The 21,208-nt window shown below is 46.3% G+C and carries 22 protein-coding genes; 11 read left to right on the top strand and 11 right to left on the bottom strand.

Going from position 1 to position 21,208, the window contains the following annotated elements; all coding sequences use genetic code 11:
- Positions 1-59: 59 nt before the first annotated feature.
- The 5 genes from rpsF to dnaB are packed head-to-tail and all read left to right on the top strand — an operon-like array spanning position 60 to position 4,059.
- Positions 60-434 carry a 30S ribosomal protein S6 gene (gene rpsF / locus GQ359_RS07125; RefSeq protein WP_046330543.1) on the top strand — a complete coding sequence of 125 codons (375 nt, stop codon included), beginning with the start codon at positions 60-62 and terminating at the stop codon, positions 432-434.
- A 59-nt stretch (positions 435-493) separates the two neighbouring features.
- A complete protein-coding gene (priB, locus tag GQ359_RS07120; RefSeq protein ID WP_215386277.1) occupies positions 494-787 on the top strand; it encodes a primosomal replication protein N in 294 nt (97 codons plus the stop codon).
- A 13-nt stretch (positions 788-800) separates the two neighbouring features.
- On the top strand, positions 801-1,073 hold the full coding sequence (rpsR, locus tag GQ359_RS07115; protein WP_011902267.1) for a 30S ribosomal protein S18: 273 nt from the start codon (positions 801-803) through the stop codon (positions 1,071-1,073).
- A gap of 13 nt (positions 1,074-1,086) precedes the next feature.
- Positions 1,087-1,539, top strand: a complete 453-nt coding sequence (gene rplI / locus GQ359_RS07110; protein ID WP_215386275.1) for a 50S ribosomal protein L9 — start codon at positions 1,087-1,089, stop codon at positions 1,537-1,539.
- Positions 1,540-1,563: 24 nt separating this feature from the next.
- Complete coding sequence (gene dnaB, locus GQ359_RS07105) at positions 1,564-4,059, top strand: replicative DNA helicase (protein WP_371822426.1); 2,496 nt, start codon at positions 1,564-1,566, stop codon at positions 4,057-4,059.
- A 47-nt stretch (positions 4,060-4,106) separates the two neighbouring features.
- Here the strand turns inward: dnaB and GQ359_RS07100 are convergent, their stop codons facing one another.
- From GQ359_RS07100 to GQ359_RS07050, 11 genes are all read right to left on the bottom strand, one after another.
- Positions 4,107-4,928 (bottom strand): mechanosensitive ion channel family protein, encoded by an 822-nt coding sequence (locus tag GQ359_RS07100; protein ID WP_215386273.1) that lies wholly within the window; start codon positions 4,926-4,928, stop codon positions 4,107-4,109.
- A gap of 95 nt (positions 4,929-5,023) precedes the next feature.
- The gene (locus GQ359_RS07095; RefSeq protein WP_215386271.1) at positions 5,024-5,563 is read right to left on the bottom strand and encodes a C40 family peptidase; all 540 of its coding nucleotides are present in this window, start codon (positions 5,561-5,563) and stop codon (positions 5,024-5,026) included.
- Positions 5,544-7,220 carry a PhoH family protein gene (locus GQ359_RS07090; protein WP_215386269.1) on the bottom strand — a complete coding sequence of 559 codons (1,677 nt, stop codon included), beginning with the start codon at positions 7,218-7,220 and terminating at the stop codon, positions 5,544-5,546. The genes GQ359_RS07095 and GQ359_RS07090 overlap by 20 nt, the downstream gene beginning before the upstream one ends.
- Positions 7,221-7,454: 234 nt before the next feature.
- The gene (locus GQ359_RS07085; protein WP_215386267.1) at positions 7,455-7,922 is read right to left on the bottom strand and encodes a peroxiredoxin; all 468 of its coding nucleotides are present in this window, start codon (positions 7,920-7,922) and stop codon (positions 7,455-7,457) included.
- A gap of 37 nt (positions 7,923-7,959) precedes the next feature.
- Positions 7,960-8,877 (bottom strand): polysaccharide deacetylase family protein, encoded by a 918-nt coding sequence (locus GQ359_RS07080; RefSeq protein ID WP_215386265.1) that lies wholly within the window; start codon positions 8,875-8,877, stop codon positions 7,960-7,962.
- A gap of 12 nt (positions 8,878-8,889) precedes the next feature.
- Positions 8,890-9,936, bottom strand: a complete 1,047-nt coding sequence (locus tag GQ359_RS07075) for a bifunctional UDP-4-keto-pentose/UDP-xylose synthase (RefSeq protein ID WP_215386263.1) — start codon at positions 9,934-9,936, stop codon at positions 8,890-8,892.
- Between the two features lie 45 nt (positions 9,937-9,981).
- The gene (locus GQ359_RS07070) at positions 9,982-10,851 is read right to left on the bottom strand and encodes a formyltransferase (RefSeq protein ID WP_215386261.1); all 870 of its coding nucleotides are present in this window, start codon (positions 10,849-10,851) and stop codon (positions 9,982-9,984) included.
- The gene (locus GQ359_RS07065; RefSeq protein ID WP_215386259.1) at positions 10,852-11,823 is read right to left on the bottom strand and encodes a glycosyltransferase; all 972 of its coding nucleotides are present in this window, start codon (positions 11,821-11,823) and stop codon (positions 10,852-10,854) included.
- Between the two features lie 31 nt (positions 11,824-11,854).
- Complete coding sequence (locus GQ359_RS07060) at positions 11,855-13,027, bottom strand: DegT/DnrJ/EryC1/StrS aminotransferase family protein (RefSeq protein WP_215386258.1); 1,173 nt, start codon at positions 13,025-13,027, stop codon at positions 11,855-11,857.
- A 15-nt stretch (positions 13,028-13,042) separates the two neighbouring features.
- Entirely contained in the window at positions 13,043-14,737 is a 1,695-nt protein-coding gene (locus GQ359_RS07055) for a glycosyltransferase family 39 protein (protein ID WP_215386256.1), read from the bottom strand.
- Positions 14,737-15,114, bottom strand: coding sequence for an Mth938-like domain-containing protein (locus GQ359_RS07050; protein ID WP_215386254.1), 378 nt, complete (start codon positions 15,112-15,114; stop codon positions 14,737-14,739). Before GQ359_RS07050 ends, GQ359_RS07055 begins: the two co-directional genes overlap by 1 nt.
- A gap of 79 nt (positions 15,115-15,193) precedes the next feature.
- Here GQ359_RS07050 and GQ359_RS07045 point away from each other — a divergent pair, with 79 nt between their 5' ends.
- The 6 genes from GQ359_RS07045 to moaE are packed head-to-tail and all read left to right on the top strand — an operon-like array spanning position 15,194 to position 21,207.
- Complete coding sequence (locus GQ359_RS07045) at positions 15,194-16,453, top strand: pyridoxal phosphate-dependent aminotransferase (protein WP_215386252.1); 1,260 nt, start codon at positions 15,194-15,196, stop codon at positions 16,451-16,453.
- Positions 16,450-17,760 carry a homoserine dehydrogenase gene (locus GQ359_RS07040; RefSeq protein ID WP_215301440.1) on the top strand — a complete coding sequence of 437 codons (1,311 nt, stop codon included), beginning with the start codon at positions 16,450-16,452 and terminating at the stop codon, positions 17,758-17,760. The genes GQ359_RS07045 and GQ359_RS07040 overlap by 4 nt, the downstream gene beginning before the upstream one ends.
- A gap of 9 nt (positions 17,761-17,769) precedes the next feature.
- Positions 17,770-19,212, top strand: coding sequence for a threonine synthase (gene thrC, locus GQ359_RS07035; RefSeq protein WP_215386250.1), 1,443 nt, complete (start codon positions 17,770-17,772; stop codon positions 19,210-19,212).
- 17 nt (positions 19,213-19,229) lie between these two features.
- Positions 19,230-20,471 carry a gephyrin-like molybdotransferase Glp gene (gene glp / locus GQ359_RS07030; RefSeq protein ID WP_251367851.1) on the top strand — a complete coding sequence of 414 codons (1,242 nt, stop codon included), beginning with the start codon at positions 19,230-19,232 and terminating at the stop codon, positions 20,469-20,471.
- Between the two features lie 18 nt (positions 20,472-20,489).
- On the top strand, positions 20,490-20,747 hold the full coding sequence (gene moaD / locus GQ359_RS07025) for a molybdopterin converting factor subunit 1 (RefSeq protein ID WP_215386248.1): 258 nt from the start codon (positions 20,490-20,492) through the stop codon (positions 20,745-20,747).
- 1 nt (position 20,748) lies between these two features.
- Positions 20,749-21,207, top strand: a complete 459-nt coding sequence (gene moaE, locus GQ359_RS07020; RefSeq protein ID WP_215386246.1) for a molybdopterin synthase catalytic subunit MoaE — start codon at positions 20,749-20,751, stop codon at positions 21,205-21,207.
- The last annotated feature ends 1 nt before the right edge of the window (position 21,208 follow it).

Below are 21,208 nucleotides of genomic sequence, written 5' to 3'. Positions count from 1 at the left end.
TTTAAAACCATCGGAAGTTAGCAAGACGCCCAGGTGACTTTATCCTTAAGGAGTGTTAGATGCGTCATTATGAAATCGTCTTTATCGTCCATCCGGACCAAAGCGAGCAAGTGCCTGCGATGATCGATCGCTACAAAGCGACTTTAGCTGCTGCTGGCGGCAAAATTCATCGTATGGAAGATTGGGGTCGTCGTCAGATGGCTTACATGATCGACAAACTTGCTAAAGCCCATTACGTTTGTATGAACATTGAGTGCGACCAGAAAACTCTGGACGAGCTCGAGCACGCATTCAAATTTAACGATGCTGTTTTGCGTCACCTCATCATCAAGACTAAGAAAGCTGAAACTGAGCCTTCCATCATGATGAAAGAAGTGCAACGTGAAGAAGCGCGCAAATCAGCTCAATCCGACGCTCCTGTAGCAGCGGTTTAAGTTAGAAATTTGAAGAGGAATACAGAGACTAGAAAACGTATCAGAGTGACGGAGCGGCGTTGAATCATTTCACCCTAACTGCATTCTTGGTATCTAAAGACGCAATTCGATTTACACCAGCAGGAATACCTGTGATGCATTGCCAGCTAGAACATAGCGGCGAGGTAAGCGAGGTAGGAAGTGCAAGGAAAATTCAGATGAGTGTTGAAGCCATCGCAATTGGTCCGATACAAAAGGGCTTAGAGCAAATGGATTTAGGAGCCGAGGCAGTGTTTGAGGGATTCTTAGCACCCAAGACTCTACGTAATCAAAGACTTGTTTTCCACATTACCCATATTCAATTGAAAAATTAAAGAGGAAATCATCATGGCGTTTGGAAAGAAACCCGATTTCAAAAAGAAACCAGCTCAGAACCCATTGTTCAAGCGTAAGCGTTATTGCCGTTTCACTGTTGCTGGCGTAGAGCAGATTGACTACAAAGATGTAGACACATTGAAGGACTTCATTGGCGAAAACGCCAAGATCACTCCTGCACGTTTGACAGGCACAAAAGCGAAATATCAGCGTCAGTTAGACACTGCTATCAAGCGTGCTCGTTATTTGGCTTTGTTGCCATTCTCCGATCAACACAAGAAATAATTGGGAGCCCTCAATGCAAATCATTCTTTTAGAAAAAGTAATTAACCTGGGCAACCTCGGTGACATCGTTCGTGTTAAAGACGGTTACGCTCGTAATTTCCTGATCCCTCAACGTAAAGCTCGTCGTGCAACTGAAACAGCAATTGCTGACTTTGCAGTACGTCGTGCTGAGTTGGAAAAATTAGCTGCCGAGAAATTGGTTGCTGCTGAAGCAGTTGGCGCAAAGCTCAAAGATTTGGTTCTCGAAATCGGTCAAAAAGCTGGTGTTGACGGTCGCTTGTTTGGTTCTGTAACCAACCATGACATCGCTGATGCATTGAAAGCCAAAGGCTTTGCAATTGAAAAAGCTTCTGTACGCATGCCTACTGGTCCGTTGAAGATGGTTGGTGATCACCCTGTAGCGGTAGCTGTTCATACCGATGTAGTGGCTGACATCACTATCCGTGTAGTTGGCGAGCAAGCGTAAGTTTTAGATCTGTAAGTTAGCCTCATGGCTGAATCCCGCTCACGCTCCCTGATGTCCAATCCTGGCATGATGGGTTCTGGGGATGCAGCCTTGCAGGCCTTAAAAGTACCGCCGCATTCTGTAGAAGCCGAGCAATCTTTGCTCGGCGGTCTACTGATCGATAACACAGCCTGGGATCGCCTAGGTGGCGTGTTAACTGATAAAGATTTCTATCGCCCTGAACATGCTCTGATCTATAAAGTCATTCAGCGTTTAGTTGGCGACAATCATCCTGCTGACGTCATTACTGTTCATGAAGCTGTTAAGTCTGAACAGGGTGGTGATTTGGTTGGAATTGATTACCTCAATTCATTAGCGCAAAGCACTCCAAGTGCAGCGAACATCAAAGGCTATGCCGACATTGTTCGTGACCGCAGCATTCTGCGTCGCCTAATTGAAGTTTCTGACAACATTGTGAACTCTGCATTTGTTCCTGAGGGTCGTTCTGTGAGAACACTTTTGGATGAAGCGGAATCACGTATTTTGCAAATTGGTGAAGAGGGTAGTCGTAAGGCTGATTACCTCGAAATTGAGCCATTACTTAAAACCGTTGTCGCTCGTATTGATGAGCTCTACAACCGCCAAGGCGGTAGCGACATCACCGGTATTGCAACTGGCTTTATTGATTTGGACAAGCAAACCAGCGGCCTTCAAAAAGGTGACTTAGTCATTGTTGCTGGCAGACCGTCGATGGGTAAGGCGCAGCCGCTAGATGCAAAAGTAAAAACGGTTGAGGGTTGGAAGTCGATGGGCGATTTGCGTTTCGGTGATCGCCTAGCTTCGGTGGATGGTCAGCATTCGATGGTTACTGGCATTTATCCTCAAGGCATTAAACAGATCTACAAAGTCACTTTTTCTGACGGTCGTGAAGCTGAGTGCTGCGATGAGCATCTATGGCGTGTTATGTATCGCGATTGGGGTGCGCCAAAAGTCATTAATACTGCGCGTTTGATGGAAATGCTTTCTTGTGTGCGATACAAGAATCGTCTGTGGATCGATCCTGTCTCCGGTGATTTTGGTCACTCAAATGCACTGCCAATTAATCCTTGGGTTTTGGGTGCATTACTCGGTGATGGGACTTTAGCTTTGTCTCACGGTAGCGTGATGTTCTCGACTAAATCTCCTGAGTTGATTGAGCGTATGAATGCACTAGCCGGCTATGAGATGGAGTTAGTCCATGCAAATGCATATGACTGGAGATTAGTCTCCAAAACCAGAATTGCTGCCAATGGCCAGCGTCAATCTGTGCCAACAAATTATTTCCGTGCTGCACTACAAGACTTAGGTGTTCTTGGTTGCGGAAGTTTTGATAAATATATTCCCGCTACTTACCTTGAGGCAAATAAGACCTCTCGCCTCGCACTCTTTCAAGGTCTGATGGACACTGATGGCTGGATTGAGAAGTGGGGCTCTATTCGTTTTTGTACAGCTAGTCAGCAATTGTCAGAAGATGTTGCATTGTTAGCCAGGTCATTGGGTGGTTTTTGCTCAATTGCTCATCAGCAAACAAGCTATACCTATAAAGGTGAGAAGAAGCAGGGACGCCTATCTTATGTTCTAAATATGAGTTTTGGCCCTGGATTTCAAGCATTCACTTTGCCTGAAAAGAAAGAAAGACTCAGATCAACTTGGGATCGCCGGCGCAGACTTACCTTTAAGAGTATCGAGCCATCTAGAGTGTCCGAGGCGCAATGTATCTCAGTTAGTCATCCAGATAGAACCTATGTCACTAATGATTACGTAGTGACACATAACACCGCTTTTGCGCTCAATATTGCTGAGAACGTTGCATTAGCTGAAGGCTTGCCTGTTGTGGTGTTCTCAATGGAGATGTCGGGTGAGCAATTAGCGGCTCGTTTGCTGGGTTCAGTTGGGCGCGTAGATCAAGGTCGTATGCGTACCGGTAAATTACAGGATGATGAGTGGCCACGTGTGACCGACGCGATTGCCCGTTTAAGTAATACCCAAATTTTGATTGATGAGACTGGCGCTCTTTCTAGCTTAGAGTTGCGTGCACGTGCACGTCGTATTGCTCGTAACTTTGGCGGAACGCTTGGTCTTGTGGTGATTGATTACTTACAGTTGATGAGTGGATCCGGATCTGAGAACCGTGCAACAGAGATTTCAGAAATCTCTCGTTCTCTTAAGTCGCTCGCCAAGGAATTACAGTGCCCAGTAGTTGCTTTATCACAGCTCAACCGTGGTCTTGAGCAACGCCCGAACAAGCGTCCAATCATGTCAGACTTACGAGAGTCAGGCGCGATCGAGCAAGATGCCGACTTAATTATGTTTATCTATCGTGATGAGGTTTATCACCCAGATACGACAACTGATAAAGGCATGGCAGAGATCATTATTGGTAAGCAGCGTAATGGACCAATTGGTACTGTGCGCTTAAGTTGGCAGGGCCCATACACCAAGTTTGATAACTTGGCGATGGGGTCGGTTGGCTACTCTTCTGGTGGGTACGAACCCTTTTAAGTAATTACTTCAATCCAAAGATTGAGATTCGGTAGATTTAACATTCTCTAGTTTTGCTTCATGATCATGTTTTGTGAGGCAATAGGTGCCGGGAATCCAGCTGAAGTTAATGCCTCACTCATAACGCGATTGCTATCAAAATAGACTTGCCAGTAATAATTGTTATTGCAATAAGGACGCACTGCTAGTACTGGACCCACGAGATTGAACTCTAATATATTGACTTCAACAGCTGGGTCTTTTAATACGTTTGGGATCGCAGAAATTTTTTCTCGTAAAAGTTGCATCGCAGCGATTTGGTCGGCAGCCCCCGAGAGTTGACACTTAAGATCCACTCTACGATAGGGAGTGTTGCTAAAGTTTTGAATGGTATCGCCCAAAATTTTGTTATTACCAATCATGGTGGCAATATTGTCAGGCGTGTTAATCGTTGAGGAAAATAGACCAATTTCCTTTACGGTACCGGTGATTCCTCCTGCGGTAATAAAGTCTCCCACCTTGAATGGGCGCAGAACAATAATGAACACCCCGGCAGCAAAGTTCGATAGAAGGCCTGCCCAAGCTGCGCCAATTGCAACGCCAGCGGTGGCAATCAAGGCAGCAAAGCTAGTTGTCTGAATGCCAAAATAGCCCAGAATGCCAATGACTAGAAGAATATTGAGGGTGACTGAAATAACCGATCTGATATAGCGAAGAATGGTTGCGTCTAATTTTTGTTGCTCCAAGCCTTTACTCAGAATGCTGATAGCAAAGCGAATCAACCAGCGCCCAATGATCCAAAAGGCAATAGCAGCCAAGATCTTGATACCGATATCAGTTGCCGCTGTGACGATTATTTCTTGAATACGGTCTATGTCAATTTCTTTCATTATTTCTTGCCCATATTGTTTAAATTCAAAATCCTAAAATGTATCTTCATGGGATTATTGATGAAAAATCACCATCTATGTATTAGCCCCACAGACTATTGAGATGCCGAGCTTAGTCTTCTGGCCTCAGTAAATCTAGCTGCCCAATAGGGTGTAGTGATGTACTCCAGGCGCACAGTTCCTCCAGCGCTTGGGGCATGTACAAATCTACCTTGCCCAACATAAATTCCTGCATGTGAATACTTAGCACCAGTAGTGTTGAAAAAGACTAGGTCCCCTGGTGCAGGCGGTTGATTTTCAACGCTCTGCCCCCTAGAGCTCATTTCTTGAATGGTCCGTGGCAGTTTAATGTTGGCTGACTTTTGGTAGACATAAGCAATCAGCCCACTGCAATCAAATCCACCCTTAGGATTATTACCGCCATAGCGATAAGGCACACCCACTAAACCTACTGCAGCGATCGAAATATCTTCAGTACCTACGCTGGTATCTTGCTTAAATTGCGCAACCTTAGTGGCATTATTTTTTGATCCAAAGTTACTGCATCCCGAGAATGAGAGGAGGGTGCAAATAAAAATGCCGCACCCAATAAGAGTGCGGCATGGGGAAGAATGCCTAGAGTGCGTCAGCAGCATGATCCGCAAGACGTGAACGTTCTCCACGAGCTAGAGTCACATGCCCACCATGACGCCAGCCTTTGAAGCGATCAACAACATAAGTCAACCCTGAAGAGCCTTCAGTTAAGTAAGGTGTGTCGATTTGGGCAATATTGCCCAAGCAAACAATCTTAGTTCCTGGCCCAGCACGAGTCACTAAGGTTTTCATTTGCTTCGGAGTTAAGTTTTGCGCTTCATCAATAATCACAAACTTACTTACAAAAGTTCTGCCACGCATGAAATTCATACTCTTCACTTTGATGCGTGAACGAATCAATTCTTGTGTAGCAGCACGACCCCATTCACCGGCACCACCATCTTCATTACGTTGCAAGACCTCAAGGTTGTCATCAAAAGCACCCATCCAAGGCTGCATTTTTTCCTCTTCAGTGCCTGGCAAAAAGCCAATATCTTCACCAACAGGAACGGTAGCGCGCGTAATGATAATTTCGTTATAGCGCTTACTATCCAACACCTGTTCAAGACCAGCAGCTAGAGCTAGCAAGGTTTTTCCGGTACCCGCTTGGCCCAGTAATGTAATGAAATCCACATCCGGATTCATCAGCAAGTTCATTGCGAAGTTTTGTTCGCGGTTGCGCGCGGTCACACTCCACACATTATTTTTCTGGTGTGAAAAATCTCTCAAAGTCTGTAGGAGGGCGGTCTTGCCATTAATTTCTTTTACTTGCGCGTAGAAAGGTGTGGAGCCGTCTGGATTTTCTTGATAGACAAACTCATTGACCAGCATGTTTGGAACTGAAGGGCCGGTGACGCGATAAAACATCGTGCCAGATTTGCCATCAGCCCAGCTTTCCATATCTTTGCCATGCTTCGGCCAGAAGTCTGCTGGCAATGACATGACACCGGAATACATTAAATCTCGATCCTCTAGCACTTGATCGTTGAAATAGTCTTCAGCAGGCAATCCTAGGGCGCGCGCCTTAATACGCATATTGATATCTTTAGATACCAAAACTACCTCTTGACCTTTGCGTGTCTTTTGGAGCTCGCTCACAACAGCGAGGATGAGGTTGTCACCTTTACCCTCGGGTAGACCTTCAGGCAAAGATTCGGTGGTTAGTTTGGTCTGGAAAAAGAGGCGACCAGATACGTCCTGATTACCTAATTTATTGAGTGGAATACCTTCATCTAATGTACCGCTGGTGCCGGCAACCAATTGATCTAATGAGCGGCTGACGGTACGGGCATTACGGGCAACCTCAGTCATTCCTTTCTTGTGGTTATCCAACTCCTCAAGTGTGGTCATTGGCAGGAAGAGGTCGTGTTCGGAGAAACGGAACAGGGAGCTCGGGTCATGCATCAGTACATTGGTATCTAAAACAAATAGGCTAGGTGGGCCAGTGCGAACAATGCGCTTTGGTTTTTCTGGGACGCTTGCCATTTTCCTGTCATCACGCTCATGACGTGGTGCAACTGGACTGCGATCACTTTTGATTTTCTCGAGGGCAACTTCAGCGGCAGATAAGTCCTCTTCTGCATCTGTTGCCCAATCTGGAGCATGACTTTCCATCACAACAGTTTTTGCTGGTGCAGGACGCTTCTTTAAATTTGGAGTGTCTTTGCTACTAATTTTTACTTGGCCAGCAATTTGAGTTGGGATTGGGGGCAATGGCATGCAGACTCTCCTAAAAGAAAAAACCGCCAAGCGGATTGCATTGACGGTCTATAACGAAACTGGGTGTAAAACGATCTGAAAAACGGCGGGGGTTGCTTACCGAGCCTGTTCTGAAGTACTCAGGCTGATGAGTCAAACTGACTGTTAGACTTTCCCGTCGTTTACGGTGCATATGAACAACTTTACCCCAAATTTTAGGCTTTGCAAGTACCCCAGATTAAATTAATTAAAAAATTATTTGGTAACTTGGGCTGCTTGTAATACCTCTGTCACATGTCCAGGAACCTTAAGGCCGCGCCACTCTTTTGCGAGCTTACCTGAAGAGTCAAAGAGGAAGGTGCTGCGCTCAACACCACGAACTTGTTTGCCATACATGTTTTTCAACTTCATCACACCAAAGAGTTGACAGAGGATTTCTTCGGTATCAGCCACTAGCTCAAATGGCAGCCCAAGTTTGCTGCGGAAGTTATCGTGAGATTTGATGCTATCCCGAGATACGCCAACGATTAAGGTATTGGCTTTAGTGAAGGCATCAATGTTGTCCCGGAATTCACCAGACTCTGCTGTGCAGCCAGGAGTCATATCTTTTGGGTAAAAGTAGATTACCAGCTTTTTGCCTTTGGCTGAGTCTGGAGTAAACGTCAATCCTGATGTTGCTGGGATTGCACACGGGGGCATTGGCTTACCAATTTCTACTGTCATGATGGCCTCTCTAATTTTATGTATTACGTAATGCCAGTTAACTTGATTGCAAAATGAGTTCGCCACTTCGGTTGGGAATTTCTCCCCAAGTGACGGGTTGTACAGCTATTTTATCGAGTTGTTTAGTTGCTTCCCAGGATTGATGCAATTCGCCCATAGTTACTAGATCGTGACCTTGGTTTAACCATCCGGCGAGCAATTGCTCAAAGGCGGGTAGCAGCTTTTGACCTTCTAGCTCCGCATGCAAAGTAAATACCTGATCATTGGGATTACTTTGGGTGATCTCAAGAAGTCTTGTGACGGCGCCAAACTCGTCTGCATCATCAATGCCAATCAACTCATCAAAGGTGGGTAGGGTAGTTGGGTATTGCACATGTTTCGCTTTACCGGAGGGCAGGTCAAAGCGATATGGCATCAAATTCGGTTCGGCTCTACCATCAGAAGAGTATTTGATACCCCATTGATCAAGTTGCTCAAAAGCAGCTTCATTCATTTGCCAGCCAGCGGCACCATAGGTAACTGGTGTGTGCCCGAAGATTTCTACAAAGCGATCCCAGCTCTTTTGCATCTGTGCTTTAGTCCATTGGGCATCACGATTACGCACTGCGTCTTGCCAGGCCACATGATCCCAGGTGTGAATTCCAGTTTCATGACCTGCTGCATCAATCGCACGCATTTCAGCGGCGGCTTGTTTGCCAATATCTGGCCCAGGAAGGAGGACGCCGTAGAGCAAAGTCTTAATACCGTAGTGTTCAACAACAGAAGTGCGACTCACCTTCTTTAGAAAGCCCGGCCTAAAGACACGCTTCAGTGCCCAACCAGTATGGTCTGGACCTAGGCTAAATAAAAAAGTAGCTTTAAGGCCAAAGCGTTCAAGTGTGCGCGCTAGATTGGGGACGCCTTCTTTAGTGCCGCGTAGGGTGTCAACATCTACCTTGAGTGCAATCTTAGCCATGAACCTCTGTACTTATTCGTTATCAACCAGGTGACGTGCTTTTTCTACATCTTCACGATAGGCCTCGAAAATATTCTTCAGCGCGTCGCTCATATTAATAGTTGGCTTCCAACCCAACTCACTCATGGTGTTGTCAATAGCGGGTACACGGTTTTGAACGTCTTGATAGCCTTCACCGTAGTAAGCACCAGAAGTAGTTTCTACAATCTTCACTTCATTCGCTGTCTTCGCATACTCTGGAATGCTACGAGCAATCTCTAGCATCTGATTGGCGAGTTCACGAATAGAGTGATTGTTCTTGGGATTGCCGATGTTGTAGATCTTGCCGTTTGCAACACCATCTTTGTTATCGATGATGCGCATTAGGGCATCAATGCCATCGTCAACATAAGTAAAGGCACGTTTCTGCGCGCCACCATCAACCACGTTGATGGATTCACCGCGAACAATATGACCTAAGAATTGCGTCACTACACGGGAGGAGCCTTCTTTTGGTGTGTAGATACTATCTAGACCTGGGCCAATCCAGTTAAATGGGCGGAAGAGAGTGAAGCGTAGACCTTCCATGCCGTAACCCCAGATCACGCGATCCATCAATTGCTTAGAGCAAGCATAGATCCACCGTGGCTTATTGATTGGACCGTAAACCATATTGGATTTAGCGGGATCAAATTCACCATCTTCACACATGCCATAGACTTCGGATGTAGATGGGAATACCAAATGCTTTTTATATTTAACAGCTGAACGTACGATTGGTAAGTTAGCTTCGAAGTCGAGTTCAAATACTTTGAGTGGCTGCTGAACATAAGTGGCCGGTGTCGCAATGGCTACTAAAGGCAGAATAACGTCGCATTTACGAATGTGATACTCAACCCATTCTTTATTGATGGTGATATCGCCCTCAAAGAAATGCATGCGGGGGTGGTTCACTAAATCACCTAGGCGATCGTTTTGCATATCCATGCCGTAGACATCCCAATCGGTTGTCTCCAGGATGCGTTTTGAGAGGTGATGACCAATAAAGCCGTTTACGCCAAGAATGAGTACTTTTTTCATCTTTACTGCCTCGTTTTTAATCTAAAGAGTGCTACTTTTAATTTGTTAGCTGTCTGCTGGGAACCAGTCCAGTATCTCTACCGCTCTCTGGTCGCCACAAACGCCGAATACCTGATTATCAACCACTTGGATGCCGGGAGCCTGAAGATCGAGTTCCTCTGGGAATGGGCCTATAAGGCTTGTACGGGCCACAATCCTGCGTTGACCCTCCCAGTCAGTAAAGGCTCCAGGATAAGGGGGTGCAACGGCTCTCACGAGGTTATGGACCTGCTGAGCCGTCTGTTGCCACAGAATTTGGCCATCAGCAGGTTTTCGACCTCCAAAATAGCTTCCTTGAGCCAGATTATTGGACTTTCTGGGGACTTTGCCCTGAACAAGCTGGGGTAGAGCTTGATTCATGACGGCTACGGCTGCTTGACTGACGTTTCCAAAGACTTCTGTCGCGGTTTCATCGGGACCAATAGAGACGGCTGATTGCCCCACGATATCGCCTGCATCTGGTTTAACTTCCATGATGTGCAATGTGGCGCCGGTTTCAGTTTCACCATGGAGAATGGCCCAATTCACTGGAGCACGGCCACGATATTTTGGTAGGAGCGAGCCATGCATATTCAGCGCAGCAATTTTGGCGCAGGCCAAGAGCTCGGCCGGAATCATGTGGCGATAGTAAAACGAGAAAAGATAGTCAGGGGCCAGTTTTTGAATCTGGGGTACGAGATCCATTAACTCGTTTGCGTTTGGTGTGATGTAAGGAATCTGCTGTGCCTCACAAAGCTTGGCAACACTACCAAACCAGACATTCTCGTTGGGATCATCTTGATGGGTAAGTACCAAATCAATCTGGATACCCGCAGCGATTAATGCCTTAAGGCAATTAACACCAACATCGTGATATGCAAAGACGACTGCGTGCAATTATTTTTTCTCTAAAACAGTTTGCACAACATAGCGTGGACGCTCACGTACCTGTTGGTAGATACGGCCAATATATTCACCGAGCAAACCAAGACCAAACAGCATTACGCCAATCAAGAAGAAGGTGAGCGCAAAGAGTGTGAAGACTCCTTCAACTTCAGCGCCTAGAACAAAGCGGCGGACCAGGAGGTATATAAACAGGCTACCCGCAGCCATTGCTAGCAACATTCCCAGGATCGAGAAAATCTGTAAAGGCATTACGGAGAAGCCGGTTACCAAATCAAAGTTCAAGCGAATAAGCTGATAGAGGCTATATTTAGATTCACCAGCAAAACGCTCTTCGTGTTTAACGCTGATTTCAGTTGGATTCGATGCGAAGGTATAAGCTAGCGCTGGAATAAATGTATTGCTCTCGTCACACTGACGAACAAGATCAATAATACGACGGCTATAGCCACGCAGCATGCAGCCTTGGTCGGTCATCGTGATGCGAGTAATTTTTTCCCGCAAATGATTCATGGCACGGGAAGCAAATTTTCTAAAGAAGCTATCTCGACGATTCGCACGAATCGTGCCAACGTAGTCATGACCCTTGAGTAATTCATTTACTAAGGCATCAATTTCTTCGGGGGGATTCTGTAAATCTGCATCTAGCGTGATGATGTATTCACCGCGGGAGTATTCAAAGCCAGCCATGATGGCCATGTGTTGACCAAAGTTACTATGAAATAAAACCGCCCGAGTGACATCAGAACGCAATTCAACTTGCTTAGCCAGGATGCCGGCGGAGCGATCTTTGCTGCCATCATTTACAAACACTACTTCATAAGCAATGTTGCGCTTGCTAGCCATCGCATCTAGTGCGGGGTATAAACGATCAAAGAGTGCTTGAAGGCCGTCTTCCTCGTTGTAGACGGGAATAACAACGCTGAGCGAGGGATTGCAGGCTTGGGTAGCTAAATTTGCAGTCATGCTGCAATTTTGCCTGATTCCGTTCTCGATATTAGTTTTTGCGATGTTTCTTCAAAATTCCCACTAAAGCGCTAGCTATACGGCCAATATCTTCATCGGCCATTCCTGGGAAGAGGGGAAGGGTCAGGATCGATCGACCAATACGCTGTGCAATAGGGGTGGCATCAACTTGGTAGCCTAGCTTTTGGTAAAGCGTAAATCCAGTAATGGTGGGGTAGTGAACGCCTGTACCAATACCTAGATCTTTGAGTTCAGTCATTACCTCCGCTCGATCCACATTCAGTTGTTCGAGAGGCAGTACGACCTGGAACATATGCCAGTTGCTATCGCTAAAGTTTTCTACAGGAAGTTCTAGATTCAGATCATCTAAGCCGGCGGACTTGATTTTAGTGCGAATTGCATCGAAGTACATTCTTGCTAAATTACTTCTACGTGCCTGAAATGTCGGTAACTGTTTGAGTTGATGTAAACCAATCACAGCATTTACATCTGTCAAATTATCCTTACCACCAAGGACATCAACGTCCATACCATCCATGCCTTGGCGGGTAAGGCCTTGCAGACGAAACTTCTCAGCAAGCTTTGCTTCATCTGCATTATTAAGAACAAGGCAGCCACCCTCAACAGTGGATAAATTTTTATTTGCCTGAAAACTAAAACTCACGAGATCACCAATACTGCCAATCTTTTGACCCTTCCACTGCGATCCAAATGCTTGCGCTGCATCTTCAATCACACGTAGCTGATATTGCTTAGCCAAGTCATAGAGTTGATCCATATTGACTGGAAGCCCAGCCAAATACACTGGCATGATGGCGCGCGTCTTTGGTGTAATGGCTGCGGCCACTTTATTTAAGTCGATATTCCTGCTCACGGGATCGATATCGACAAACACAGGTTTTGCACCAACGCTCAGAATGACGTTTGAGGTGGCTACCCAAGAAATCGGGGTAGTAATCACTTCATCGCCTGGACCAATACCAGCAACCTGCAGAGCGATTTTCATGGTGGCAGTGCCGTTGGCAAAACACCGCACTGGGCGTCCGCCAAAGTATTCGCCCAAGGTGGCTTCAAATTCCGCCAACTTCGGTCCTGAGGTTACCCAACCAGAGCGCAATACCTCTGCAACTGCATCAATTGTTTCTTGATTAAAGTGCGGGCGCGTAAACGGAATAAATGGCAGAGAGTTTGAATTGGCTGACATGGTGGCCTTAAGAATTTATTGTGCAGAGTTACTTAGTGATTCTGGGTGTTTAACAATGACGCGCCGAGAATCTCTTCCCACTTCTTGCATTGGGATATTTAATTTTTGTAACTCAATATATTGCTCGGGGACCATTAAGGCATACGCGGTTTGATCTTCCTTCCAGCGCTCGATAAAGGCATCAAAGGTGGGAAGCCACAATTGGGGTTCTTGTTTCACACCAAACTCCAACTCATCCGGAGACTCCACCATGATCATGGTTCTGCCTAAATAGAAAGGCACCGTATGGTCTAGGATTCTTATGGAATAAAAGTTCACTTTCTCTGGAATGCCGGCCTTCACCTTTTCCACCAGGTCAATGCCAGAGACTGCGCGACCGAGAGTTTCATGTCCCGTACCGGCGATGATTGCGCAGAGAAAAAAGCCACCAGCAAAACTCGTGATGCTCTTTAACCCATAGCGCTTGCTTTGAATAAATGCTAAGAGGCTAAAAGAAATTAATGCAATCAGTGCTGCGATGATCCAATAGACATATTGCGCATAGGATTCAATCTCATCAGGCCGGGCTTGTTTTCCAACCTGATCCAAAAAGAAAAATCCAACCCCACCCAAAATTGCAAAGAAGATCGTTTGTAACTTCCAAGGCAATCCCAGTGAATTGCTAGAGTCTAATTTACGATCTAAGCAATGCCCAACAAGCATTGCGAGTGCCGGAAAGACTGGGATGATATAGCCAGGTAACTTCGATTGAGAGACGCTAAAGAAGCCCATGATCACGGCAAACCAACAGGTCAGTAACCAGCCGCTGGAGAACTCGCGATTACGCTCTCGCCAAGCTTGAGTAATAGCACCAGGGGTTTGTGCAATCCATGGCAAAAAGCCTAGTAGTAGCAGTGGAATGAAGTAATAAATCGGGCCGGTTCTGCTATGGGCTGTTTGCGTAAAACGTTGCAGGTGCTCATGAATAAAGAAGAACTCCAGAAACTCTGGATTACGTTGCGCTACCAGAACAAACCAGGGCGCAGTAATTGCTAAAAATAAAATGGTGCCGCTAATAATGTGAAGACGCTTCCAGATTTTCCAGTCCCATGCAGTAATGGAATAAACAATAAAAACCATTCCCGGTATAGCTAGTCCAATCACGCCTTTCGATAGGGTTGCTAGAGCCATGAAGGCCCAGCAAGCCCACATCCATTTCCTGGTGTCACTCGAGTTATGAGAAGTTTGTGCCAATAAAAGACTGCAGAGGGCAGCAACTAAAAATGCTGACAATCCCATGTCCAGCGAGTTGATGTGGCCACCAATCACCCACATTGGGCTCGATGCTAAAGCGATAGCAGCTAACCAACCTGCTCGTGCGCTATAAATCTTTGCCCCAGTAAATCCAATAAATACAATTGTTAGAAAACCAGTGAGCGCAGTCCATAAGCGCGCCTGCCAATCACCGATGCCAAAAAGATTAAAGGCGGTAGCAGTAGCCCAAATTTGTAGTGGGGGTTTTTCAAAATACTTGTAGCCGTTATAGCGAGGAGTAACCCAATCTCCAGTGACGAGCATCTCACGAGCAATCTCGGCGTAACGCCCTTCGTCAGAAGGAATGAGGTGACGGTAGTTCAAGGTCCCAAACCATAGCAAGGCATACACAAGAACCAGTATCAAAATAGATGCTGGGTTTAGGGTGCTGGATTGCCGCACTTGGCCAAACTGCATTAGATAGGTTCCACAATGAGGGCAAGTAACACCTGGCGACCTTCGCCAACAAGAATGTTGTAAGTTCGACAAGCCGCTTGAGAATCCATTACTTCAAAGCCAAGCTTAGCCTCTATGAGGGTTTTTAAAAGCTCAGGCTTCGGGAAGCGCTGGCGTTTGCCAGTGCCAATAATGATTAATTCGGGCTTGAGAGAGGCCATTTTGGCGAAATCAGCAGGACTTAGCTCCTCAAAGGAGCTCACTGACCACTCAAGGATTTCACCATCCGAGCTCAATAAAACCGCGTGACTGTAGGGGATCTTATTGATCTCGATGTAGCCATCGCCGTAACCGGTGATCGTATTGGCTCCGGAATGGGGGTCAGATTGAAGCTTCACATGGACTCTCTGTCATAATTATGAGGATTATAGCTAGCTGTTTTTTCCTAGTTTTCAAGAACTTACCCTTTAATTTATTGTGAAACCGATCCTAAAGTCCGAAAAACTCAATCACGTCTGCTATGACATTCGTGGACCCGTGCTGGAGCTTGCTCAGCGCATGGAGGAGGAGGGTCACAAAATTATCAAATTAAACATCGGTAATGTAGGTGTTTTTGGCTTTGATCCTCCAGAAGAGATTCAGTTGGACATGATCCGTAATTTGGGTAATGCCTCAGCGTACTCCGATTCCAAGGGAATTTTTGCGGCTCGTAAGGCCATCATGCAGTATTGCCAAGAAAAAGGCATCCAGGGGGTTACTTTGGATGACATCTATACCGGCAATGGCGTTTCAGAATTAATCGTCTTGGCAATGAACGCACTGCTTAATAATGGCGATGAAGTGTTGGTACCAGCCCCTGACTATCCATTGTGGACAGCTGCTGTGAGTCTGTCTGGTGGTACCCCAGTGCATTACTTGTGTGATGAGTCCAAAGAATGGGCTCCTGATTTGGCAGATTTGCGTAAAAAGATCACGCCGCGCACTAAAGCGATTGTGGTGATTAATCCCAACAATCCAACTGGCGCCATCTACTCAAAAGAAGTATTGACTGAGTTAACCTCCATCGCCCGTGAGCATGGATTGATTCTGTTCGCCGATGAGATTTACGACAAGATGTTGTATGACCAAGAAAAGCATATCTCCTTGGCATCCTTATCTACTGATGTGGTCACCATTACCTTCAATGGTTTATCTAAGAACTACCGCTCTTGCGGCTACCGAGCTGGCTGGATGATAGTTTCTGGTGACAAAGAGATGATCCGGGATTACATCGAGGGCCTCAATATGTTGTCCTCGATGCGCCTGTGTGCCAACGTACCGGGTCAGTATGCAATTCAAACGGCATTGGGTGGTTATCAAAGCATCAATGATTTGGTCAACGAAGGTGGTCGCTTAGCAAAGCAGCGTGAGCTTGCTTGGAAGCTCATTACTGCGATCCCGGGCGTGACATGCGTGAAACCAAAGTCTGCTTTGTACTTATTTCCAAAGCTTGATCCTGAGATGTATCCAATCGAGGATGATCAGCAATTTATTGCCGATCTTTTGAAAGAAGAAAAAGTGTTGTTAGTACAAGGCTCTGGTTTTAACTGGGGCAAGCCAGATCATTTCCGTTTAGTGTTCTTACCTCACGAGGATGTGCTTAATGAGGCGATTGGTCGCCTTGCACGTTTTCTTGAGCGTTATCGTCAAAAACATAGTCGCAAAGCGGCTAATTCAACAGCAACAAAGGCATCATGAAACCGATTCAAGTTGGTCTATTAGGTATTGGCACTGTGGGTGGTGGAGTATTTACTGTTCTCGAGCGTAACCAAGATGAAATTACCCGTCGCGCTGGCCGTGGTATTCGTATTAATACAGTTGCTGATCTCAATGTAGAGCGTGCCAAAGAATTGGTAAAAGATCGCGCTCAAGTAGTGAGTGATGCTCGTGCAGTCATTAATAATCCTGAGATTGATATCGTTGTTGAGTTGATTGGTGGTTACGGTATTGCTAAAGATTTGGTGCTAGAGGCAATCGCCGCAGGCAAGCATGTAGTGACGGCTAATAAGGCATTGATCGCCGTTCATGGCAATGAAATTTTTCAGGCTGCCCATGAAAAAGGTGTGATGGTTGCATTTGAGGCGGCTGTAGCGGGTGGTATTCCAATCATCAAGGCCTTGCGCGAAGGTTTGACTGCAAACCGTATCGAATGGATCGCTGGCATCATCAATGGCACAACCAATTTCATTCTTTCTGAGATGCGTGACAAAGGCTTAGACTTTGCAACCGTCTTAAAAGAGGCGCAGCGTTTAGGCTACGCAGAAGCGGATCCGACATTTGATATTGAAGGTGTAGACGCTGCACACAAGGCAACCATCATGAGTGCCATTGCATTTGGTATTCCAATGCAATTTGAAAAAGCGCATGTTGAGGGTATTACCAAGTTGGATGCCATCGATATTAAATACGCTGAGCAGTTGGGCTATCGCATCAAGTTACTTGGTATCGCCAAGAAGACATCTAGTGGTGTCGAATTACGTGTGCACCCAACTTTGATTCCAACGAAGCGTTTAATTGCTAACGTAGAAGGTGCTATGAATGCCGTTCAGGTATTCGGCGATGCTGTTGGTACCACGCTGTACTACGGTAAAGGCGCGGGTTCAGAGCCAACTGCTTCCGCTGTGATTGCCGACTTAGTAGATATCACACGATTATTAGGTGCGAGCCCTGAGAACCGTGTCCCATACCTCGCTTTCCAACCAGATGCAGTGCGCGACATTACTGTATTGCCTATGGGTGAAATCACCACCAGCTACTATTTACGCTTGCGTGTAGCAGATCAGGCCGGCGTTTTAGCTGACATCACAAAAATTTTGGCAGCTCATGGCATCTCGATTGACGCGCTCTTGCAAAAAGAAGCGGACGAGGGTGAAAGCCAAACTGATTTGGTAGCTCTGACTCACGAAACCAAAGAAAAGCACATGCTAGCAGCGATTGCTGAAATCCAGAATCTAAAAACTGTTGCTGGCGAAGTAGTGAAGATCCGCTTAGAAAATCTGTCCTAATATAAATACATGCGTTACCAATCTACTCGTGGCAATAGCCCGCAACAATCTTTTCTAGAAATCCTCCTTGGTGGATTGGCGCCGGATGGTGGTTTGTATCTGCCGACTGAGTATCCACAAGTCACTAAAGAGCAGCTCGATTCTTGGCGTGGATTGTCTTATGCCGATCTCGCTTATGAAGTCTTGAGTTTGTATTGTGATGACATTCCTGAGGCGGATTTACGCGCTTTATTACGTAAGACCTACACAGAGCAAGTCTATTGCAACGGCCGGACTGAAGATAATGCTCAAGACATCACGCCATTACATTGGCTGGGTGAAGAGCAGGGCACACGCATTGGTTTGCTGAGTTTATCTAATGGGCCAACACTGGCATTCAAAGATATGGCGATGCAGTTGCTCGGCAATCTCTTTGAATACGCGTTAAAGAAAAAAGGGCAGAAGCTCAATATTTTGGGCGCGACTTCTGGTGATACCGGCAGTGCGGCTGAATACGCGATGCGTGGCAAAGAAGGTGTGAAAGTATTTATGCTTTCACCACGCGGCAAGATGAGCGCTTTCCAATCCGCACAAATGTATTCATTGCAAGATCCAAATATTTTTAACTTGGCGGTTGCCGGTGTATTCGATGATTGCCAAGATATTGTGAAGGCAGTGAGTAATGATCACAGCTATAAGGCAAGCCACCAAATTGGTACTGTGAACTCCATTAACTGGGGCCGAGTAGTTGCTCAGGTTGTTTACTATTTTCAAGGTTATTTACTGGCAACCAAATCAAGCTCCGAAAAAGTATCTTTCACTGTGCCGTCTGGTAACTTTGGCAATATCTGCGCTGGCCACATTGCCCGCATGATGGGCTTGCCAATCGCCCATTTGATCGCTGCTACGAATGAGAATGATGTTCTCGATGAGTTCTTTCGCACTGGCGTGTATCGTGCGCGTAAGTCTGCTGAGACTTTGCATACCTCAAGCCCATCTATGGATATTTCTAAAGCGAGTAACTTTGAGCGCTTTGTATTTGATCTGATGGGCAAAGATGGCAAGGTAACCGCTGGCATGTTTAAGCAAGTGGACGAAGCTGGTGGCTTTGATATTTCTAAAGATGCTGTCTTTAAAGACATTGCTAAGTATGGTTTCCAATCTGGTCGCAGCACTCATGAGAACCGCCTTGAGACAATTCGCAATATTGACTCACAGTATGGCGTCATGATTGATACGCATACAGCTGATGGCGTGAAGGTGGCGCGCGAGCATTTGCAAGCAGGCATTCCGATGATTGTTCTCGAGACTGCTTTGCCTATTAAATTTGAAGAAACGATTGAAGTGGCATTGGGGCGTCCTGCAGAATGCCCACCGGCATTTAAAGATATCAAGTCAAAGCCGCAGCGCGTTGAAAATATCGATGCTGATGTCAATCAAGTGAAGAACTTCATTACTGCTCACGTTAACTAACTCAGAAATCAAGTGCCATGACTAAGCCTCCGATGTTGACTGCTCAGCAGGCTTTAGACCACCTGCTATCAAATGCAAAGGCTGTAGGTGAGTGTGAGACAGTCACTATGCAAGCTGCTCTCGGTCGTGTACTTGCTGAAAATGTAAATAGCCTCGTCGATGTGCCTCCACTTGATAACACGTCCATGGATGGTTATGCAGTGCGTAGTACAGATACTCAAATTCCTGGAAGCACTCTCAAGATTGCCCAACGCATCCCGGCGGGATCTATGGGTACGCAGCTAGAGCCAGGCACTGCTGCCAGAATCTTTACTGGTGCCCCAGTTCCTCCGGGTGCTGATGCTGTTGTGATGCAGGAGGACTGCGCTATTCCAGAGGGTTCAACTGATCAAGTGCAGGTCAATATTGCACCAACATCAGGTCAATGGATCCGTCGCAGAGGTGAGGACCTCACTGCTGGCAAAACAGCTTTATGTGCAGGGACCTTTCTGCGACCGCAAGAATTAGGTGTCGCAGCGTCTGCTGGCCTAACGCATTTAAATGTGAAGCGTAAAGTCAGGGTGGCAGCATTTTTCACGGGCGATGAGCTTTCTCTTCCCGGTGAACCGCTCAAACCCGGCGGTATCTATAACTCCAATCGCGATACTTTATTGGCATGTATTAAATCCTTGGGCTGCGATGCCACAGACTTTGGAATTGTTCCCGACAGCCTTGAGGCTACGAAAGAAACCCTGCGCAAGGCTAGTAAAGATCATGATTTGATTATTACTTCTGGCGGTGTATCTGTTGGTGAAGAGGATCACATCAAACCAGCTGTAACTGCTGAAGGTAGATTGGATCTTTGGCAGATTGGCATTAAGCCGGGTAAGCCTTTGGCTTTTGGTGCTGTGCGCAAGTCAACCGAGAACAGAGATGGTGAAACCTGGTTTATTGGACTGCCAGGAAACCCAGTATCTAGTTTTGTGACATTCCTCCTATTTGTACGCCCGTTTATTCTGAAGCTACAAGGACGAGATGCGGGTATGCCACAGTCTTACCCAATGCGAGCTGACTTTGATTGGCTTAAAGGAGATCGTCGCAATGAGTTCCTGCGCGTAAAAATCAATGCGCAGGGCGGTTTAGATCTATTCCCTAACCAAAGCTCTGGAGTACTCACAAGCGCTTCATGGGGTGATGGTTTAGTAGATTGCCCACCTGGGACAACATTCAAGGCTGGCGAGATGGTGAAGTACATTCCATTTAACGCGCTCCTCGCTTAATCGTATTACGATCTCAGTATGAAACTCGAATTACGATTCTTTGCCTCTCTGCGAGAAGGCCTTGGACTTTCTAGCGAGAGTATTACTGCTCCAGCAGATGTCAAAACTATTGCTGACTTAAGGGCTTATCTTGCTCAACGAGGAAACCCTTGGGCTGATGTGCTGGCAAGTAGCAAGGTGATTCGTTGCGCCTTAAATCAAGAGATGGTGAGTGATTCCACTATGCTTGTGGAGGGTGCTGAAGTAGCTTTCTTCCCTCCGGTTACTGGTGGTTAAGATGCAGAACGATTTCATCCGCATTCAAGAGCAAGACTTTGACCTCACTACTGAAGTTCAAGCGCTGCGCAAGAATGATCCTCGCGTAGGCGCGATAGCCACTTTTGTTGGCACCGTCCGAGATATGAATGATGGCAGTCAAGTTAAAGGCATGACGCTGGAGCACTATCCTGGCATGACAGAAAAATCCTTAGAGGAAATCATTCGGCAGGCTAGAGGCCGCTGGGATCTGTATAAGACCTTAGTCATCCATCGAGTAGGACCATTGTTTCCTGAAGACCAGATTGTTTTAGTAGCAGTCACCAGCGCTCACCGAGGTGAGGCATTTGCTGCCTGTGAGTTCATCATGGACTACCTTAAAACAGCAGCCCCATTTTGGAAAAAAGAAGAGACCCCTGAAGGTGGTAAATGGGTTGATGCTCGCGTCACAGACGATGCTGCAATGGCGCGCTGGAGTTAAT

This window comes from Polynucleobacter sp. AM-7D1 (genome assembly GCF_018688455.1).
GTDB lineage: Bacteria > Pseudomonadota > Gammaproteobacteria > Burkholderiales > Burkholderiaceae > Polynucleobacter.
The sequence above is the reverse complement of the archived record's forward strand: the minus strand, read 5'-3'. Positions and strand labels throughout refer to the sequence as shown.

What these genes read in the sequence shown, in the direction of transcription:
- rpsF (WP_046330543.1), top strand. Translation starts at nt 60, where the DNA reads ATGCGTCATTATGAAATCGTCTTTATCGTCCATCCGGACCAAAGCGAG.
- rpsR (WP_011902267.1), top strand. Translation starts at nt 801, where the DNA reads ATGGCGTTTGGAAAGAAACCCGATTTCAAAAAGAAACCAGCTCAGAAC.
- rplI (WP_215386275.1), top strand. Translation starts at nt 1,087, where the DNA reads ATGCAAATCATTCTTTTAGAAAAAGTAATTAACCTGGGCAACCTCGGT.
- dnaB (WP_371822426.1), top strand. Translation starts at nt 1,564, where the DNA reads ATGGCTGAATCCCGCTCACGCTCCCTGATGTCCAATCCTGGCATGATG.
- GQ359_RS07100 (WP_215386273.1), bottom strand. Translation starts at nt 4,928, where the DNA reads ATGAAAGAAATTGACATAGACCGTATTCAAGAAATAATCGTCACAGCG.
- GQ359_RS07095 (WP_215386271.1), bottom strand. Translation starts at nt 5,563, where the DNA reads ATGCTGCTGACGCACTCTAGGCATTCTTCCCCATGCCGCACTCTTATT.
- GQ359_RS07090 (WP_215386269.1), bottom strand. Translation starts at nt 7,220, where the DNA reads ATGCCATTGCCCCCAATCCCAACTCAAATTGCTGGCCAAGTAAAAATT.
- GQ359_RS07085 (WP_215386267.1), bottom strand. Translation starts at nt 7,922, where the DNA reads ATGACAGTAGAAATTGGTAAGCCAATGCCCCCGTGTGCAATCCCAGCA.
- GQ359_RS07080 (WP_215386265.1), bottom strand. Translation starts at nt 8,877, where the DNA reads ATGGCTAAGATTGCACTCAAGGTAGATGTTGACACCCTACGCGGCACT.
- GQ359_RS07075 (WP_215386263.1), bottom strand. Translation starts at nt 9,936, where the DNA reads ATGAAAAAAGTACTCATTCTTGGCGTAAACGGCTTTATTGGTCATCAC.
- GQ359_RS07065 (WP_215386259.1), bottom strand. Translation starts at nt 11,823, where the DNA reads ATGACTGCAAATTTAGCTACCCAAGCCTGCAATCCCTCGCTCAGCGTT.
- GQ359_RS07060 (WP_215386258.1), bottom strand. Translation starts at nt 13,027, where the DNA reads ATGTCAGCCAATTCAAACTCTCTGCCATTTATTCCGTTTACGCGCCCG.
- GQ359_RS07055 (WP_215386256.1), bottom strand. Translation starts at nt 14,737, where the DNA reads ATGCAGTTTGGCCAAGTGCGGCAATCCAGCACCCTAAACCCAGCATCT.
- GQ359_RS07040 (WP_215301440.1), top strand. Translation starts at nt 16,450, where the DNA reads ATGAAACCGATTCAAGTTGGTCTATTAGGTATTGGCACTGTGGGTGGT.
- thrC (WP_215386250.1), top strand. Translation starts at nt 17,770, where the DNA reads ATGCGTTACCAATCTACTCGTGGCAATAGCCCGCAACAATCTTTTCTA.
- glp (WP_251367851.1), top strand. Translation starts at nt 19,230, where the DNA reads ATGACTAAGCCTCCGATGTTGACTGCTCAGCAGGCTTTAGACCACCTG.
- moaD (WP_215386248.1), top strand. Translation starts at nt 20,490, where the DNA reads ATGAAACTCGAATTACGATTCTTTGCCTCTCTGCGAGAAGGCCTTGGA.
- moaE (WP_215386246.1), top strand. Translation starts at nt 20,749, where the DNA reads ATGCAGAACGATTTCATCCGCATTCAAGAGCAAGACTTTGACCTCACT.